The sequence below is a fragment of the Kitasatospora saccharophila genome, assembly GCF_039529925.1.
In the GTDB taxonomy this organism is placed as follows: Bacteria; Actinomycetota; Actinomycetes; order Streptomycetales; family Streptomycetaceae; genus Kitasatospora; species Kitasatospora saccharophila.
The window spans coordinates 19,501-36,005 of record NZ_BAAANS010000045.1 but is presented as its reverse complement, the minus strand read 5'-3'; the positions used below and the strand labels follow the sequence as shown (position 1 = coordinate 36,005).

At 73.5% G+C, this 16,505-nt stretch carries 11 protein-coding genes; 8 read left to right on the top strand and 3 right to left on the bottom strand.

Features of this window, described 5'->3' with window-relative positions; all coding sequences use genetic code 11:
• Positions 1-9: 9 nt before the first annotated feature.
• Positions 10-1,305: an extracellular solute-binding protein gene (locus tag ABD345_RS28235; RefSeq protein ID WP_344555989.1), complete on the bottom strand. Its 1,296-nt coding sequence runs from the start codon at positions 1,303-1,305 to the stop codon at positions 10-12.
• Between the two features lie 356 nt (positions 1,306-1,661).
• Here ABD345_RS28235 and ABD345_RS28230 point away from each other — a divergent pair, with 356 nt between their 5' ends.
• The 7 genes from ABD345_RS28230 to ABD345_RS28200 all read left to right on the top strand — a co-directional run bounded on the left by ABD345_RS28230 (position 1,662) and on the right by ABD345_RS28200 (position 12,418).
• Positions 1,662-4,766: an OmpL47-type beta-barrel domain-containing protein gene (locus ABD345_RS28230; protein ID WP_344555987.1), complete on the top strand. Its 3,105-nt coding sequence runs from the start codon at positions 1,662-1,664 to the stop codon at positions 4,764-4,766.
• A gap of 232 nt (positions 4,767-4,998) precedes the next feature.
• Positions 4,999-6,090, top strand: coding sequence for a LacI family DNA-binding transcriptional regulator (locus tag ABD345_RS28225; RefSeq protein ID WP_344555985.1), 1,092 nt, complete (start codon positions 4,999-5,001; stop codon positions 6,088-6,090).
• A gap of 342 nt (positions 6,091-6,432) precedes the next feature.
• A complete protein-coding gene (locus ABD345_RS28220) occupies positions 6,433-7,314 on the top strand; it encodes a fructosamine kinase family protein (protein WP_344555983.1) in 882 nt (293 codons plus the stop codon).
• A gap of 602 nt (positions 7,315-7,916) precedes the next feature.
• Positions 7,917-9,011: a sugar ABC transporter substrate-binding protein gene (locus ABD345_RS28215; protein WP_344555981.1), complete on the top strand. Its 1,095-nt coding sequence runs from the start codon at positions 7,917-7,919 to the stop codon at positions 9,009-9,011.
• A 117-nt stretch (positions 9,012-9,128) separates the two neighbouring features.
• On the top strand, positions 9,129-9,908 hold the full coding sequence (locus ABD345_RS28210; RefSeq protein WP_344555979.1) for an ATP-binding cassette domain-containing protein: 780 nt from the start codon (positions 9,129-9,131) through the stop codon (positions 9,906-9,908).
• Positions 9,905-11,185: a sugar ABC transporter permease gene (locus ABD345_RS28205; RefSeq protein WP_344555978.1), complete on the top strand. Its 1,281-nt coding sequence runs from the start codon at positions 9,905-9,907 to the stop codon at positions 11,183-11,185. The genes ABD345_RS28210 and ABD345_RS28205 overlap by 4 nt, the downstream gene beginning before the upstream one ends.
• Positions 11,186-11,197: 12 nt before the next feature.
• Positions 11,198-12,418, top strand: a complete 1,221-nt coding sequence (locus tag ABD345_RS28200; RefSeq protein ID WP_344555976.1) for an ROK family protein — start codon at positions 11,198-11,200, stop codon at positions 12,416-12,418.
• Between the two features lie 90 nt (positions 12,419-12,508).
• On the opposite strand, the gene ABD345_RS28195 is transcribed toward ABD345_RS28200, so the two are convergent.
• Positions 12,509-13,798, bottom strand: a complete 1,290-nt coding sequence (locus ABD345_RS28195) for a glycoside hydrolase family 6 protein (RefSeq protein ID WP_344555974.1) — start codon at positions 13,796-13,798, stop codon at positions 12,509-12,511.
• Positions 13,799-13,901: 103 nt separating this feature from the next.
• A complete protein-coding gene (locus tag ABD345_RS28190) occupies positions 13,902-14,873 on the bottom strand; it encodes a glycoside hydrolase family 6 protein (RefSeq protein ID WP_344555972.1) in 972 nt (323 codons plus the stop codon).
• Between the two features lie 304 nt (positions 14,874-15,177).
• Between ABD345_RS28190 and ABD345_RS28185 the strand changes: the two genes are divergently transcribed.
• A complete protein-coding gene (locus ABD345_RS28185; RefSeq protein ID WP_344555970.1) occupies positions 15,178-16,209 on the top strand; it encodes a LacI family DNA-binding transcriptional regulator in 1,032 nt (343 codons plus the stop codon).
• Positions 16,210-16,505 lie beyond the last annotated feature (296 nt).

Here is a 16,505-nt window from a genome sequence, read left to right as displayed (position 1 = left end):
TGTGCTTACTCAGCCCTTCGCGGCGGCGGCGTTGGTGTCCTTGGCGATGTCGGCCGCGCTGCCCTTGCCGGCGAACAGGTTCACCACGGCGGTGTTCATCGCGTTGCCGACGTTCTGGCCGTACTCGGTGTCCAGGAACAGCACCGAGTAGGGGGCCTTGTTGAACGCCTGCAGCGCCGAGACGTTGTAGGGCTCGGTGACGCCCGCCTGGGCCTCCTTGTTCACCGGGATGGCGACGAACGCCTTGGCGTACTCCTTCTGCTGCTCCGTGGTGACCAGGAAGCGCAGGAAGTCGAGGGCCTCCTTCGGCGCCTTCTTGGACAGCGAGAAGCCGTCGAGGCCGCCCATGATGGCGGCCGGGTCGCCCTGGCCGCCCGGCACGGACGGGAAGGGGAACCAGCCCAGGTCGGGGAGCGGCTTCTGGTCGGGGGTCAGGCTGGCGATCACGCCCGGGTTCCAGTTGCCCATCAGCTCCATGCCCGCCTTGTGGTTGGCGACCATGCCCGCGGACGAACCGGCGCCCTGCTGCGAGGAGGTGGTCAGGAAGCCCTGCTGGAACGGCTCGGTCCCGATGAACGAGGCGAGGTCCTCGCCCGCCTTGGTCCAGCACGGGTCGTCGAACTTCAGCGACTGGGCGGCCTTCTTCAGGGTGTCCTGGCTGCACTCGCGGACGGCGAAGTTGTAGTACCAGTGCGCGGCCGGCCAGGCGTCCTTGGCGCCGACCGCGATCGGCGCGACCCCGATCGCCTTCAACTTCGCCACGGCGTCCTGGAGTTCGGGCATCGTGGTGGGCGGCGTGGTGATGCCGGCCTGCTGGAACAGGTCCTTGCTGTAGTAGATGCCCTCGGGCTGGGTGTCGACCGGCATCGCGTAGACCTTGCCGTCGATCGAGTACCCGGCGATGCCCGCCGCGCCCGCGTTCGCCTTGTCGGCGTCGGTGAGGTCCAGCGCCTGGACCTGGTCCGCCTGGACCATGGCCTGCATCTTGCCGCCGCCGCGCTGCAGGAAGATGTCCGGCGCGGAACCGGAGTTGAGCGCGGTCTGCAGCTTGCCGTCCAGGTCCTCGTTCTGGACCGTCTGGATGTTGACCTTGACGTTCGGGTGCAGGGCCTCGTACGCCGCCCCCGCCGCCTTCCAGTACTCGGCGCCCGCGCCGGGCTGGGCGTTCTCCCAGAGGGTCAGCGTGACCTTGCCGTCGGACGAGCCGCCGCTGCCGCCGCCGTCGCTGCCGGCACAGCCGGTGGCGGCGAGCGTGATGCCCAGGGCGATCGCGGCGGCCGCCGTGCGGCGGGTCTTTCTCGTCATCGTGGGGACTTCCTGTTCTGTCGTCGTCGCCGGGAGCACCCGGGTGGGGGTACGCGAAGTGAGGGCACGTCAGGTGGGATCACCGCGACCCGTGCGGTCCGATCGCGTGCGGGTGGATCGGCGTGACCGGACGTGGGCCGGTCGGCAGGGGCGGTTCGAATGCTGGAGAGTATGTGCTCGCCGCCGAGTGGCCGTCAATAACTTGTTTCCGAAAAGTTGCCGAAAGTTGCGACTGATTACGGGGTGATAACACCGAAACATTTCGAAGTTCCCGCCCCCGGCGTCCTGTCGCGAGGCTTGACAGGTTTTGTTAGCGCTAACAACATGGGGGCCAATCCCCCCACCCAAGGATGTCCATGTACAGACGCTGGCTCAGCGCCACCCGTCGCAGAACCGCCGCGATCACCGCGGCCGTCGCCCTGCTGACCCCCGGCCTGCTCGTCGCGGCGACGCCCGCCGGAGCCGCCACCCCGGAACTCGTCGTCAACGGCGGCTTCGAGGACGGCCTCGCCGACTGGTCGGCCAACCAGGGCAACCCCACCGACGGCGCGGCGCTCTCGCTCACCTCCGACGCCCACTCCGGCGCCTCCGCCGTCCTCGTCACCGGCCGCAGGACCACCGGATCCGGCCCGATGCAGGACGTCTCCGGCAAGGTGAAGGCCGGACACAGCTACACCGTCACCGCCCGGGTCAAGTACGACGACCCCGCCGCCCCGGCGGCCAAGCAGTTCTTCGCCACCATGCACTACGGCGGCGCCACCTACACCAACCTCGGCACGGTGACCGTCCCCCGCGGCCAGTGGGGCCTCGTCCAGGGCACCTTCACCGTCCCGGCCGGACAGGACGTCAGCACCGCCCGGCTCTTCCTGGAGACCCCCTGGGTCCAGGACCCGGCGAGCGCCCCGCACGCCAACCTGATGGACTTCGAGGCCGACGACGTCTCGCTGACCGAGGCGGACTCCTCGGCGGCCCACCCGCCCGGCCACGCCGCACCCGCCAAGAGCATCGGCAACGCCAACCCCCTGATGGACTACCAGTACGGCGCCGACCCGTGGGCGATGGTCTACGACGGCCGCGTGTACGAGTACATGACCTCGGACGGCTCCTCGTACGACGCGAACGGCGACGTCACGCAGTCCTACGAGTACGACGCCGCGGGCAACGTCAAGGACAACGGCTACGGGCAGATCAAGACCCTCACCGTGATCTCCTCCGCCGACCTGGTCAACTGGACCAACGAGGGCCAGGTCAAGGTGGCGGGCGCGCCCGGCGCCGCGAAGTGGGCCGCCAACTCCTGGGCCCCGGCGGCCGCGCACAAGAAGGTCGACGGGAAGGAGAAGTTCTTCCTGTACTTCGCCAACAGCGGCGGCGGCATCGGCGTCCTGACCGCCGACTCGCCCACCGGCCCGTGGACCGACCCGATCGGCAAGCCGCTGGTGAGCCCCGCGACGCCCGGCACCGCCGGCGTGGTGTGGATGTTCGACCCGGCGGTCCTGGTCGACGACGACGGCTCCGCGTACCTGTACTTCGGCGGCGGCGTGCCCACCGACGGCACCGACCACCCGCGCAGCACCCGGGTGATCAGGCTCGGCGACGACATGGTCAGCACGGTCGGCACGGCCGCGACCATCGACGCCCCCGCGGTGTTCGAGGACTCCGGGATCAACAAGATCAACGGCAAGTACTACTACAGCTACTGCACCAACTTCAGCCACTCCAGCACGATCGACGGCCACGCCATCGGCTACGGCAACATCGCCTACATGGTGTCCGACAGCCCGACGGGCCCCTTCACCTACCAGGGCGAGATCCTCGGCAACCCCGGCTCCTTCTTCGGCGCGGGCGGCAACAACCACCACGCCATGTTCGAGTTCAAGGGCCAGACCTACATCACCTACCACGCCCAGACCGTGCAGACGGCCCTGGTCGCCGGCGGCTCCCTCGACAAGCCCCACGGCTACCGCTCCACCCACATCGACCAGGTCACGGTCAACGCCGACGGCTCCATCGCCCCGGTCACCGGCACCTACCGCGGCCCGTCCCAGCAGGGCACGCTCGACGCGCACCGGCGGATCGAGGCCGAGACCATCGCCTGGGACTCCGGCATCCAGGACGCCTACGACCCCGCCTCCGGCATCCGGGTGCTGCCGATCGGCGCCGACACCACCGGCGAGCAGAAGCTCGGCAACCTCCACGACGGCGAGTGGACCGCGCTGGCCGGCGTCGACTTCGGCCCGGACGGCGCCACCACCCTGGCCGCCGACGTGCTGCCGAAGGCCGGCGGCCGGATCGAGGTCCGCCTCGACCACCCGGACGCCACCGGCACCCTGATCGGCACGCTGACCGTCCCCGCCTCCTCCGGCGGCGCCTGGACCGAGGTCCGCACCGACCTCACCGCCCCGGTGACCGGCACCCACCACGTCTTCTTCACCGCCCGGGGCACCGGCACCGGCGAACTGTTCGACGTCGACGACTGGCGCTTCGGCTCCGACCGCACCGCCCCCGCCGTCACCGCGCGCACCACCCCCGCCGCGCCCGACGGCTCGGACGGCTGGTTCACCGGCCCGGTGGCCGTCGAACTGGCCGCCACCGACGACTCCGGCGTCGCGGGCGTCGAGTACCGCCTCGGTGAAGGGAGCTGGCAGCCCTACCGGGCCCCGCTCACCCTGCCGGAAGGCACCACCGAGCTCGGCTACCGGGCCACCGACACCGCGGGCAACACCAGCGAGGAGGCCCGCCTCACCGTGAAGCGGGACTCCACCGCCCCCACCGTCACCGCCCACCTGCCCGCCCCCACCCTGGGCCACCTGTACGAGGGCTCCGCCACCCTCACCCTGACCGGCGAGGACACCGGCTCCGGCACCGGCACCCTGGAGTACGCCCTCGACGGCGGCGACTGGCGGCCCTACACCGCCCCCGTCACCGTCGACACGCCCGGCCGGCACACCGCCGCCTACCGGGCCACCGACCGGGCCGGCAACCGCAGCGCCACCGGCACCGCGACCGTGGACGTCGTCCCGACGTGCACCCGCACCGTCACCGGGCACAGCCGCAGCGCCCTGGTCGTCACCGCCGGAACGACCTGCGTGCGGGACGCGGAGGTCGGCACCGTCAACGTCGTCGACGACACCGCCGTCCTGGTCGTGGTCGACAGCACCGTCCGCGGACCGCTGAACGTCCACCGGGGGAACACCGTGGTGGCCGAGAACAGCACCTTCGAAGGGAACGCCACGCTGTCCGGCACCACCGGCCGGATCAGCCTGAGCGGCAACACCTTCGCCCGGACGCTCGGCCTCACCGGCAACACCGGGAGCGCCCCGCTGCTCTCCGGCAACACCGTCGACGGCGCCCTGGACTGTGCCGGGAACGACCCCGCCCCCGTCGACGGCGGAGCGGTGAACCACACCTCCCGCGCCGCCACCGGCCAGTGCGCCGCGCTGGCGGTCACCGACCGCCGGTAGCGCGCACCGCGCACCGCACACCGACCGCCGGTCGGACGCACCCGCGTCCGGCCGGCGGCCGTGTGCCCGCCGCCGCGTGCCTGCCGCCGTGCGCCGGCGGCCGGGAACCCGCAGCCGGGAACCCCTGACGCGGTGTCGGGTGCGCGCGGGTAGGGTGCCTGACAGCCGGTGGCGGCCACTAGGGTGGACACCGGGGTAGTGTCCGGCCCGGGCCGGGCGGGACGGGAGAGCGATGGACGAGACCGGTGAGCGCCGCCCGCCGACGATGGCGGACGTCGCCCAGGTGGCCGGGGTGTCGCACCAGACGGTCTCCCGGGTGCTCAGCGACCACCCCAACGTGCGCGAGGCCACCAAGGAACGCGTGCTGCGCGCGATCGCCGAACTCGGCTACCGGCCGAACTCGGCGGCCCGGACGCTGGTGACCCGGCGCAGCCGGACCATCGGGGTGGTGGCCGCGAACACCACGCTGTTCGGTCCCGCCAGCATCCTGGCCGGCCTGGAGCGGGCCGCGCGGGGCGAGGACTACCTGGTGGCGTCGGTCGGGCTGGAGGAGCTGACCGAGCACGCGCTGGGCAAGGCCCTGGAGCGGCTGGGCGGTTGGGGAGTGGACGGCGCGGTGGTGATGACCCCGCACCGGCACGCCGTGGCGGCGCTGGCCCGGCTGCCCCAGCCGTTCCCGATCGTGACGGTCGAGGGCGGGCACGACCTCGACCTGCCGGGCGTGGCCGTGGACCAGGTCGGCGGGGCGCGGGCGCTCACCGAACACCTGCTCTCGCTGGGCCACACCCGGATCTGGCACGTCGCCGGGCCCGGCGAGTGGATCGAGGCGGAGGGACGGCTGCGGGGCTGGCGGACCGCGCTGGAGGCGGCCGGGCTGCCGGTGCCGGCGCACCTGGCGGGCGACTGGAGTCCCGCCTCGGGCCACGCCGCGGGCCGGAAGGTCGCGGAGGCGTTCCGCCGCGGCGCCCGCTCCCGGCCGACGGCGGTGTTCGCGGCCAACGACCACATGGCCCTGGGCGTCATCCGCGCGCTGCACGAGGCCGGGGTGCGGATCCCCCAGGACGTCGCGGTGGCGGGCTTCGACGACCTCCCCGAGGGCGCCTACCTCACGCCCCCGCTGACCACCGTCCGGCAGGACTTCACCGCCGTCGGCCGGGAGGGGATCGGCATGCTGCTGCGGCTGATCGAGGAGCCCACCGCCCCCCTCGCCCACGTCAGCGTCCGGCCGGAGCTGGTGGTCAGGGCGAGCACCGCCGACGGGCGGCGGGCGGCGGAGGTCGGCACGGCCGCGCTGTTCTCGGACGCATCGGGAGCGGGGCGCTAGTGTCCTGAGTCCGGCCGATCCCGCCGAGCGCGCGGCGCCGGATCGCCTCCGGTTCCGAGGGGGCCGGGGGAGCCCGACCCCGCGCGCTGATCCGACAAGATCGACCGGCAGGGCCCGGCGGCGGCCGGCCGATCTCGCCCGGAGGCCAACTCCCTTGAGCGTTACGGGGGTTGACCCGGCCGCCGGTGCGGCGGAAGATCCTTCCCGGCGGTCGGCGCGGTGTCGGCCGGGTCCGGCTGCCGTACCGGCGGGTGGACCGTTCGGACCGGGGCGGGGGCCTGCGGTGGAACGGCCGGGCCGGGAGCGGACCCCGGCGGTCACGACCACGACAGGAGCACGCCCGTGCCGGACCCGACGTCCTTCCTGCTCGAACGCCTGCACGCGGCCGGACTGGCCGACGTCGTCGCGGTCGAGCCGGCCGCCGGGGGCCTCGCCGCGGTCGCCGGGCTCGCACGCCGGGGCGACGGCACGTCGGTGTTCGTCAAGGCGTTCGACGGGCCGCCGTCGGACGGCGCCTTCGCGGCGGAGGCCGAAGGGCTCGCCGTGCTGCGCGGGACGGGCGGGGTCGTCACGCCCGAGGTCGTCCGCGCCGACCGTGACGTGCTGGTGCTGTCGGTGCTGCGGCCCCGCCCGGACACCGAGGTCTTCTGGGAGCGGTTCGCGCACGCGCTCGCCCACCTGCACGGCACCACCCGGCACCCCCGGTTCGGGTGGCACCGGGACAACTGGCTGGGCCGCCGCCGGCAGGTCAACACCTGGGAGGACGACGGATTCGAGTTCTTCGCCCGGCACCGCCTGCTGCGCTGGCTCGACGAGCCCCGCGTCCGGGAGGCGCTCGACGCGGCGGACCGGGCGGCGCTGGAGCGGCTGTGCGACCGGCTGCCCGAACTGCTGCCGGCCGGGCCCGCGTGCCTGACGCACGGCGACCTGTGGGCGTCGAACGTCATGGCCGACCCCGGCGGGCGGCCCGCGCTGATCGACCCGGCGGTCTCGTACACCTGGGCCGAGGTCGACCTGGCCCACCTGTGGACGACCGCACCGCCGCCCGAGGCGCGCGCGTTCTTCGGGCGCTACGCCGAACTGACCGGGCTCGACCGCGACTGGCGCGAACGCACGCCGATCCTCCAACTGCGCCAGCACCTGGCCGTGATCGCCCAGTTCGACCCCGACTGGGGCGCCGCCGACCTGGTGCGCGCCACGCTGGCCCCGTTCCGGCGCCGCTGAACCCGGCCGTGCCTTCCGGCGTTGCCGAGCCCGGCCGTGGCCCCCGGCGCCACCCGTCCGGTCGTGGCCTCCGGCGCCACCCGTCCGGTCGTGGCCCCGGGATCTTGACACACGTTTTGTGAGCGCTAACATTCCAGCGTCGGTGCAGCCGGGTCCTCGGCGCACCTCCGGCGGCTCCCGGTCCGCGCTCCTGAGGGTGGGCTGACGGACCGGGCCCCGCCGCGGCCGGCCCGCTTCCCCAGCGCGGGTCACCCGTGGCGGACGTGAGCGGCGCCGGCTCGATGGCGGTCCGTCCGCGCCCTTCCCCTGTCGTCCCCGGGGGAGTGCGCCCTTCGCCGCCGACGGGCCGGCGCCGCTTGTCATCTCCGTTGTCCGCGAGCCGAGTTGACCGCTCGTCGGACTCCGGTCGGCGGGTGGTCGGTGATGTGATCGTTACCCGTCGGCGTCGACGAGAGGGCTTGGCGGCCCCCTTGGCAGACCGTATGTTGTGGCGGGCAACAAACCGCGCCGGGGTGCTTCCGCCCCGTTCCCGCGCGCTTCCCCACCCCTCCCCAGCCACGCACGTCCGGCCGGACCGGACACGCCCCGAAAGGACCCTGCCCATGCGCAAGGGCCTCCTGTTCGCCACCGCCGCCCTGTCGGCGACCCTGCTCACCACGGCCACCGCCTGCTCGTCCTCGGGCTCCGGCAGTGACTCGGCGGGCGGCAAGAAGCCGAAGATCGGCGTGATCCTGCCGGACAGCAAGTCGTCCGTCCGCTGGGAGACCGCCGACCGCACCTACCTCGCGGCCGCCTTCAAGGCCGCCGGCGTGGACTACGACATCCAGAACGCCGAGGGCGACAAGCAGGCCTTCCAGACCATCGCCGACCAGATGATCACCAGCGGCGTGAACGTGCTGGTCATCGTCAACCTGGACAGCGGCACCGGCAAGGCCGTCCTCGACAAGGCCAAGGCCCAGGGCGTGGCCACCATCGACTACGACCGGCTCACCCTCGGCGGCTCCGCCCAGTACTACGTCAGCTTCGACAACACCCAGGTCGGCAAGCTCCAGGGCCAGGGCCTGACGAAGTGCCTGAGCGACATGGGGGCCAAGAACCCGGTCGTCGCCGAGCTCAACGGCTCCCCGACCGACAACAACGCCACCCTGTTCGCCAACGGCTACAACAGCGTGCTCGACCCGCTGTACGCCTCCGGCGAGTACACCAAGGGCCCCAACCAGTCGGTGCCCGACTGGGACAACGCCCAGGCCCAGACCATCTTCGAGCAGATGTACACCAGCCAGCCGAACATCAACGGCGTGCTCGCCGCCAACGACGGCCTGGCCAACTCCGCGATCGCCGTGCTGCGCAAGAACCACCGCAACGGGCAGGTCCCGATCACCGGCCAGGACGCCACCGTCCAGGGCCTGCAGAACATCCTGGCCGGCGACCAGTGCATGACCGTCTACAAGGCGGTCAAGAAGGAGGCCGACGCGGCCGCCGCCCTCGCGGTCGACCTGGCCGGCGGCAAGAAGAGCGACCCCGGCGCGACCGTCCACGACCCGACCGGCAACCGGGACGTCCCGGCGGTGCTGCTCGCCCCCCAGGCGATCTTCAAGGAGAACGTCCAGGACGTCGTCACCGACGGCTACGTCACCAAGGCGGAGCTGTGCACCGCCGAGTACACCGAGGCGTGCGCGAAGGCCGGCATCAAGTAGCGCCCCGCGCGCGGCCGCCGGCCCCGGGCCGGGCCGCTCCCGGCGGGCCCCCGCGCCGCCCCCGGCGCGGGGCCCGCCCCGCCGCACCCCCGCTGACGCCCACCAGGAGTCCCACCCATGACAGAAACACCGGTCCTCGAACTGCGCGGGATCGACAAGGCATTCGGCCCGGTCCAAGTCCTGCACGACGTCGCGCTGAGCGCCCGCGCCGGGGAGGTGACGGCCCTCGTCGGCGACAACGGCGCGGGCAAGTCGACGCTCGTCAAGTGCATCGGCGGCATCCACCCCATCGACGCGGGCGACTACCTCTTCGAGGGCCGGCCGGTCCAGGTGCACAGCCCCCGCGACGCCGCCGCGCTCGGCGTGGAGATCGTCTACCAGGACCTCGCGCTGTGCGACAACCTCGACATCGTCCAGAACATGTTCCTCGGCCGGGAGAAGCGCCGCGGCCTGGTCCTCGACGACGCCACCATGGAGGAGATGGCCGCCGCCACGCTCAAGAGCCTGTCGGTGCGCACCGTCAAATCCCTGCGCCAGAAGGTCTCCAGCCTCTCCGGCGGCCAGCGCCAGACCGTCGCCATCGCCAAGGCGGTGCTGTGGAACAGCAAACTGGTGGTCCTCGACGAGCCCACCGCCGCCCTCGGCGTCGCCCAGACCGCCCAGGTCCTCGAACTCGTGCGCCGACTGGCCGACAACGGCCTGGCCGTCGTGCTCATCTCGCACAACATGAACGACGTCTTCGCGGTCTCCGACCGGATCGCCGCGCTCTACCTCGGCCGGATGGCCGCCCAGGTCAAGGCCACCGACGTGACGCACGCCCAGGTCGTCGAACTGATCACCTCGGGCCGCAGCGGCGACCTCGGCCCGCAGCACACCCCCAAGGGAGCCGCCGCATGACCGCCCTCGCCTCCGAGAAGCCGGAGCAGCCCGGGAAGCCCGGGAACCCCGAGCGGCCGGCCGGACCCGGACCCGGCACCGGCCTGGCGGAACTCGGCCGCGGCTACCTCGACCGGATCCGCGCGGGCGAACTCGGCTCGCTGCCCGCCGTCGCCGGCCTGGTCGTGCTGTGCACGTTCTTCGCGCTGCTGCGCCCGGTCTTCCTCTCCAACCTGAACTTCGCCAACCTGCTCACCCAGAGCGCCGGCAGCATCGCCATCGCCATGGGCCTGGTCTTCGTCCTGCTGCTCGGCGAGATCGACCTGTCGGCCGGGTACGCCAGCGGCGTCTGCGCCGCCGTCCTGGCCATCCTGCTGACCAACCACGGCTGGCCCTGGTACGGCGCGGTGACCGCGGCCCTGCTGACCGGCGCCGTCATCGGGCTGCTGCTCGGCACCCTCGTCGCCAAGGTCGGCATCCCGTCCTTCGTGGTGACGCTGGCCGCGTTCCTCGGCTTCCAGGGCGTCGTGCTGATCCTGCTGAAGGAGGGCACCAACGTCTCGATCAAGGACCCGACCGTCCTGGCGATCGCCAACGACAACCTCAGCCCCCTGCTCGGCTGGCTGCTGCTGGCCGCCTGCGCCGCCGGCTACGCCGTCCTCCAGGTGCGCCGCAGCCGCGACCGGCGCGGCCGCGGCCTCACCGGCACCCCGACGGCCCTGCTCGCCGTCCGGATCGGCGCCGTCGTCGTGCTCGGCGCCACCGCCGTGGCCCTGCTCAACCAGGAACGCAGCCGCAACGTCCTGGTCAACTCGCTCAAGGGCGTCCCGCTCGTGGTGCCGGTGATCGGCGCGCTCCTGCTGCTGGGCACCTTCACCCTGCAGCGCACCAACTTCGGCCTGCACGTCTACGCCGTCGGCGGCAGCCCCGAGGCCGCCCGCCGGGCCGGGATCAACGTCGCCTTCATCCGGATCGCCGCCTTCGTCATCTGCTCCTGCCTGGCCGCCGTCGGCGGCGTCATCGCCGCCTCCCGGGGCAACTCCGTGGACCCCAACACCGGTGGCAGCAACGTCCTGCTGCTCGCCGTCGGCAGCGCCGTGATCGGCGGCACCAGCCTGTTCGGCGGCCGCGGCCGGGTGGTCGACGCGGTGCTCGGCGGCCTGGTCGTCGCGGTGATCCAGAACGGCATGGGACTGATGGGGTACAGCTCGGGCGTCAAGTACGCTGTCACGGGATCGGTACTGCTGGTGGCCGCCGGCGTGGACGCCATGTCCCGCCGCCGCACCGCCCGACGATGAGGGTCACCCGCGATGAGAGCCGGTCCTTCCCAGGAAGAGGTCCGCCAGCACAACCTGGGCGCGCTGCTGCGCCACGTCCACTACGAGGGGCCGACCTCGCGGGCCGTCCTGGCGGCCGGGCTCGGCCTCAACCGCAGCACCATCCTGGGCCTGGTCGGCGACCTGGCGGCCGCGGGCCTGGTCCGCGAGGAACTCCCGCAGGAGACCGGCCGGGCCGGCCGGCCCTCACTGGTCGTCAGCCCGGAGCCCGCCCGCGCGCACGTCCTCGCGCTGGACGTCGGCGTCGAACGGCTGTCCGCCGCCCTGGTCGGACTCGGCGGCGCCTTCCTGGACCGCCGCGAGCACCCGTGGTCCGACGGTCAGCCGCAGGACCCGGAACGGGTGGCCGACCTGCTCGCCGGCTCCGCCCGCGAGATGCTGGCCCGCACCCCCGAGGGCAGCACCTGCGTCGGCGTGGCCGCGGCGGTCCGCGGCATCGTCCGCCAGCCCGACGGCCTGGTCAGCCTCACCCCCAACATGGGCTGGAAGGGCGTCGACCTCGCCGGCGCGCTCACCGCCCGGCTCCGCCCCGACGTGCCCGTCCAGGTCGCCAACGAGGCCAACCTCGGCGCGCTCGCCGAGCACCGCCGCGGCACCGGCCGCGGCAGCCGCAACCTGGTCTACCTGCACGGCGAGATCGGCATCGGCGCCGGCGTGATCACCGCCGGCGAACTGCTGCGCGGAGAACGCGGGTACGCCGGCGAGATCGGCCACATGACCGTCAACCCGCACCAGGGGCGGCCCTGCGGCTGCGGGGCCCGCGGCTGCCTGGAGGCCGAGGCCGGCGAACGGGCCCTGCTGGAGGCCGCCGGACGGGACGGCCGCACCACCGGCACCGAGGCCGTCCGGTCCGTCGTCGCCGCCGCCGACCTCGGGGACGTCACCGCGCGCGCCGCCCTGCACCGGGTCGGCGACTGGCTCGGCATCGGCATCGCCAACCTGGCCAACCTCCTCGACCCGGAACTGGTCGTCCTCGGCGGCACCCTCCGGGACGTCTTCCTCGGCTCCGCCGCCCAGGTGCGCAGCCGGATCAACACCAACGCGCTGGCCGCCGTCCGGGAGCGACTGCGCCTGCGGGTCAGCGAACTCGGCGACGACACCGTGCTGATCGGCGCCGCCGAACTGGCCTTCTCCGAGGTGCTCGCCCGACCGCTGGAGACGCTCGCCCGGCTCGCCCGGCCGTTCGGACGCTAGGCCCGGCCCGGCCCGGGAAAGGGCACGGCCGGCCGCCGTCCCCCGGGCGGGAGGGGACGGCGGCCGGCCGTACGGCGACGGCGGGGACGGTCAGTGCCGGGCGGGGTTGAAGGTCAGCGCCGGAGCGGCGTTCGCCACCAGGGACGCGGCCTGCTCGGGCCACCAGGCACCGGCGGCCGGATCGACGACGCCGTACTCGGGGTCGACGGTGCCGCCGGGGACGCTGCGGTTGCACTGGCCGTCGGACTGGCCCACGGTCTTGATCCACAGGAAGGCGTCGGCGAGCGGCACGCCGGTGTTCGCGGTCGGACGGTCGCCGATCCCGCTGCCGGGCGCGTTGCACCAGGTCTGCGGGTCGCCGCTGTACTTGCCGACCGGGGGCTTCCAGTCACCGCGGCCGTTGCGGCTGGTGTCGACCACGAAGTGGGCGAGCTCGCCGGCGGACGGGCTGCCGACGTTCTGCTGGAACCACTGGTCGGTCCAGTGCCAGGTGGACGGGTCCTCCACGTCGACCGCGTCGCCCGGCTGCCCGTCGTTCGGCGCCGCGGGGGAGTAGTACTGGCTCGCGCACCAGTCGGCGTGGCCCCTGGCCCACTCCGGGCCCGCGGTGGCGAACCACACGCACTGCGAGACCCAGGTGCCGTAGCGAGTGGCCCGGTCGGTGGCGAAGTAGTTGGAGACGTTCAGCGAGAAGCCCTGGGCGCGCCCGACGCCCGCGTCGATCAGGCGCTGCGCCGCGTTGCCGACGCTCTGCCAGTGGCTGTTGCCCGCGTCCAGGTAGACCACGCTGTTCGGCTGCCGCTCCAGCGCGTCGACCGCGTGGTTGAGGTCGGCGAGCCGGCCCGCGGTCTGCTCGCCGGTCGGGTCCGCGCCCGGGGCGCAGTCGGCCGGGAGGTTGGCCAGCCCGTCGGGCTCCAGCACGACCACGGCCTTGCTGTCGCCCAGGCCCCGGGCGAAGGCGTCGATCCAGGCCCGGTACTCGGCGTCCGACTGCGCGCCGCCGGCGGAGTACTGGGAGCAGTCCCGCAGCGGGATGTCGTACGCCACCAGCACGGGCACCGCCTTGGCGCGCCCGGCGCGGCGCACCAGGTCCCGGACCTGGGACTCGACCTCGGCCGGGGTGCCGCCGGTGAACCACGCGGCCTCGGGCCAGCTGGCCAGCTTCGCCATGTCCCGGGCGCCGGCGAGGTCGTGGTGCTTCAGGTCGGTGAGCGCCTGGTGGGTCGCGTCGCTGTCGGGGTCGACGTAGAACACGGTGTCCGGGGCGAGCGCGTGGGAGGCCGGGGCGGAGCGGGGCGCGGCGGCGGCCGGGACGGCACCGCCGATCAGCAGCGCCAACGCGCTCGCCGGGAGGGCGGCGCGGTGCAGGGGAATGCGCACGGTGTTCCTTCGGTGGGTGGGTGTCGGTGGTGGCGGGCCCGGGGGAGCGGCTCCCCCGGGCCCGCCCGGTGGGGCGGTGGGCGTCCGGCGCGGTGACGCGGCGTCAGTAGCCGTAGATCATCTTGTAGGCGACCTCCGGCAGGAACTGCCCCGCCGAAGAGCCGGCCCCGACGCCGCAGTTGCCGTCGGACTCGCCCGGCTCCTTGATCCACAGCAGCATCTCGGCGCCGCCGCCGGTCCGGGTGGGCGTGCCGGTCCGGCGCCCGGCCGGGTTGCACCACTGGCCGTTGGAGCCGTTGCCGTTGCGGCTGGTGTCGATCACGTACGGCTTGGTGTAGCCGTACGCGCCGAGCGCGCTGTTGACGGCGTTGCCGTAGGTGGTGTTCTGGCCGGTGGTGAAGTAGTTGGAGACGTTCAGCGAGAAGCCGTGCGCCCCGCTGACCCCGGCGGCGGCGAGGTGCTGCGCCATGGTGGGGGCGCTGATCCAGCCGGGGTTGCCGGCGTCGAGGTAGACCCAGGTGTTGGGGGCCTTGGCGTTGAACTGCGCGATGGCGTTCTTCAGCATGGCGTTGCGGTCGGAGACCTGGGCGGACGTCAGGCAGCTCTGGTCGCCGAGCGCGTCGGGTTCGAGGATGACCACCGCCGGGCGGTTGCCGATGCCGCTGGCGAAGGCGGCGATCCAGGTGTCGTACGCGGCCCGGCTGCCCGCGCCGCCGCCGGACTGGCCGCCGCAGACGTCCCGGTTGGGGATGTTGTAGGCGACCAGGACGGGCAGCTTGTCGTAGGCGTCGGCACGGCCGACGTAGGCGCCGGTGGCCGTGCCGATGTCGCCGCTCCAGTTGCCGAACCAGCGGGCCGCGGGGGTGTTGGCGATGTTGGCGCGGATCGCGGCGGCGCGGCCGTCGCCGGGGTTGGCGTCGGCCCAGCGCAGCGCGGAGTTGTCCGGGTCCACGTAGAAACCGCTGGTCATGGTGGTGGGGTCGGCCGCGTACGCCGGACCGGCATCGGTCAGGGCGAGGCCGGCGGCCAGCAGGCCGGCCAGCAGCGAGGCTGCCGCTCGGGTGGGCTTGCGCACGGTTCTTCCTCCGTGGGTGGGGGCGGAGAAGTGGAAGCGCTTCCAGTTTGGTGCGAATCGAATCGCGTGATGGGGATGATTGGGCCCAGAGGGGAGCCGTGTCAATACTTCCTGCACCAGGGGCATCCGGTCCCGCGCGATTCGGCCACTGTCGCTCTTCGATGGTCGAGGTACGCTGGAAGCGCTACCACTTTTCATGGCCGAGCCGGGGCGGGTACCGCTTTCCGCGGACTTCGTGGCCGCCGGATGCCGTGGAATCATGACCCCTGTCCGACGCCCCGCAGCCCGAGGAGCAGCCGTTTCCATGGAGTCGTCACCCAAGCGCATGCCCACGCTCGACGAGGTGGCCCAGCGCGCCGGCGTCTCGCGCACGGCGGCTTCCCGGGTGATCAACAACGCCCCCCACGTCAGCCGGGCCAAGCGGGAGGCGGTCGAACGCGCGGTGCGCGAACTCGGCTTCGTCCCCAACCCGACCGCGCAGGCCCTGGCCACCCGCCGGGTCGGCGCGGTGGTGCTGGCGGTCTCCAGCGACGAGCCGGGGCTGTTCGCCGATCCCTTCTTCGCCGAGGTGATCGTCGGCGTGAGCGCCGCGCTGGAGCCGACCGACCTGGAGCTGGTGCTGCTGCTGGCGAACACCCCGCGCGGGCGCGACCGGCTGGAACGGCTGCTGCGCTCGCGCCGCGCCGACGGCGTGATGCTGATGGCGCTGCGCGGCGACGACCCGCTCGGCCGGCTCGCCGAACAGACCGACCTCCCGGTGGTGTTCGGCGGCCTGCCGCTCACCGGCGAGCCGCGCTGGTACGTGGACGCCGACAACCGGGGCGGCGCCCGGCTGGCGGCCGAGCACTTCGTCCGGACCGGGCGCCGACGGCCCGTCATGATCACCGGCCAGCTGGACACCCAGGTCTCCGCCGCCCGCGAGCGGGGCTTCACCGAGGGCCTGGCCCTGGCCGGGGTGCCGCTGCTCGGCGTCGAGGCCGGCGACTTCACCGAGGACGGCGGAGCCGCGGCCATGGAGCGGCTGCTCGCGGCCCACCCCGCGCCGGACGCGCTGTTCACCGCCTCCGACGCGATGGCCATCGGCGCGCTGCGCACGCTGCGCACGCACGGGCTGCGGGTGCCCGAGGACGTCGCGGTGATCGGCTTCAACGACCTGGCCAGTGCCCGGCACACCGCCCCGCCGCTCACCACCGTGCACCAGCCGGTGCGGTCGCTGGGGCGCGAGATGGCCCGGATGCTGGTCGGCGCCATCGAGGGGAACGACCCCGGCCCGCTGATCCTGCCGACCCGCCTGACCGTGCGCGAGTCCGCCCCGGACCTGCCGACGGCGGACTGACCCGCCCCCGCGGACCGGCCCGGCCCCGCCCGTACACGCGGCGGGAGCCGGGCCGGTCGCGTTGCCGCCGCACCGCCCGCTGCCCGCCCGCCCCGCCTGGCGCCCGGTGCCCGCCCGCCGGCACCGCCTGCCCGCCACCCGCCGGGCGGCTCCGGTCACGGACTGGAAGCGCTTCCAGTTTCATTCCGGTATCGGCTGTTCAAACTCTTGACACCTCCACCTGACAAGCCAGAAACTTCCGGCACCGCCACTGGAAGCGCTTCCGGCTTCCGGTGGGCCTCTCGCCTCTTTCCTGC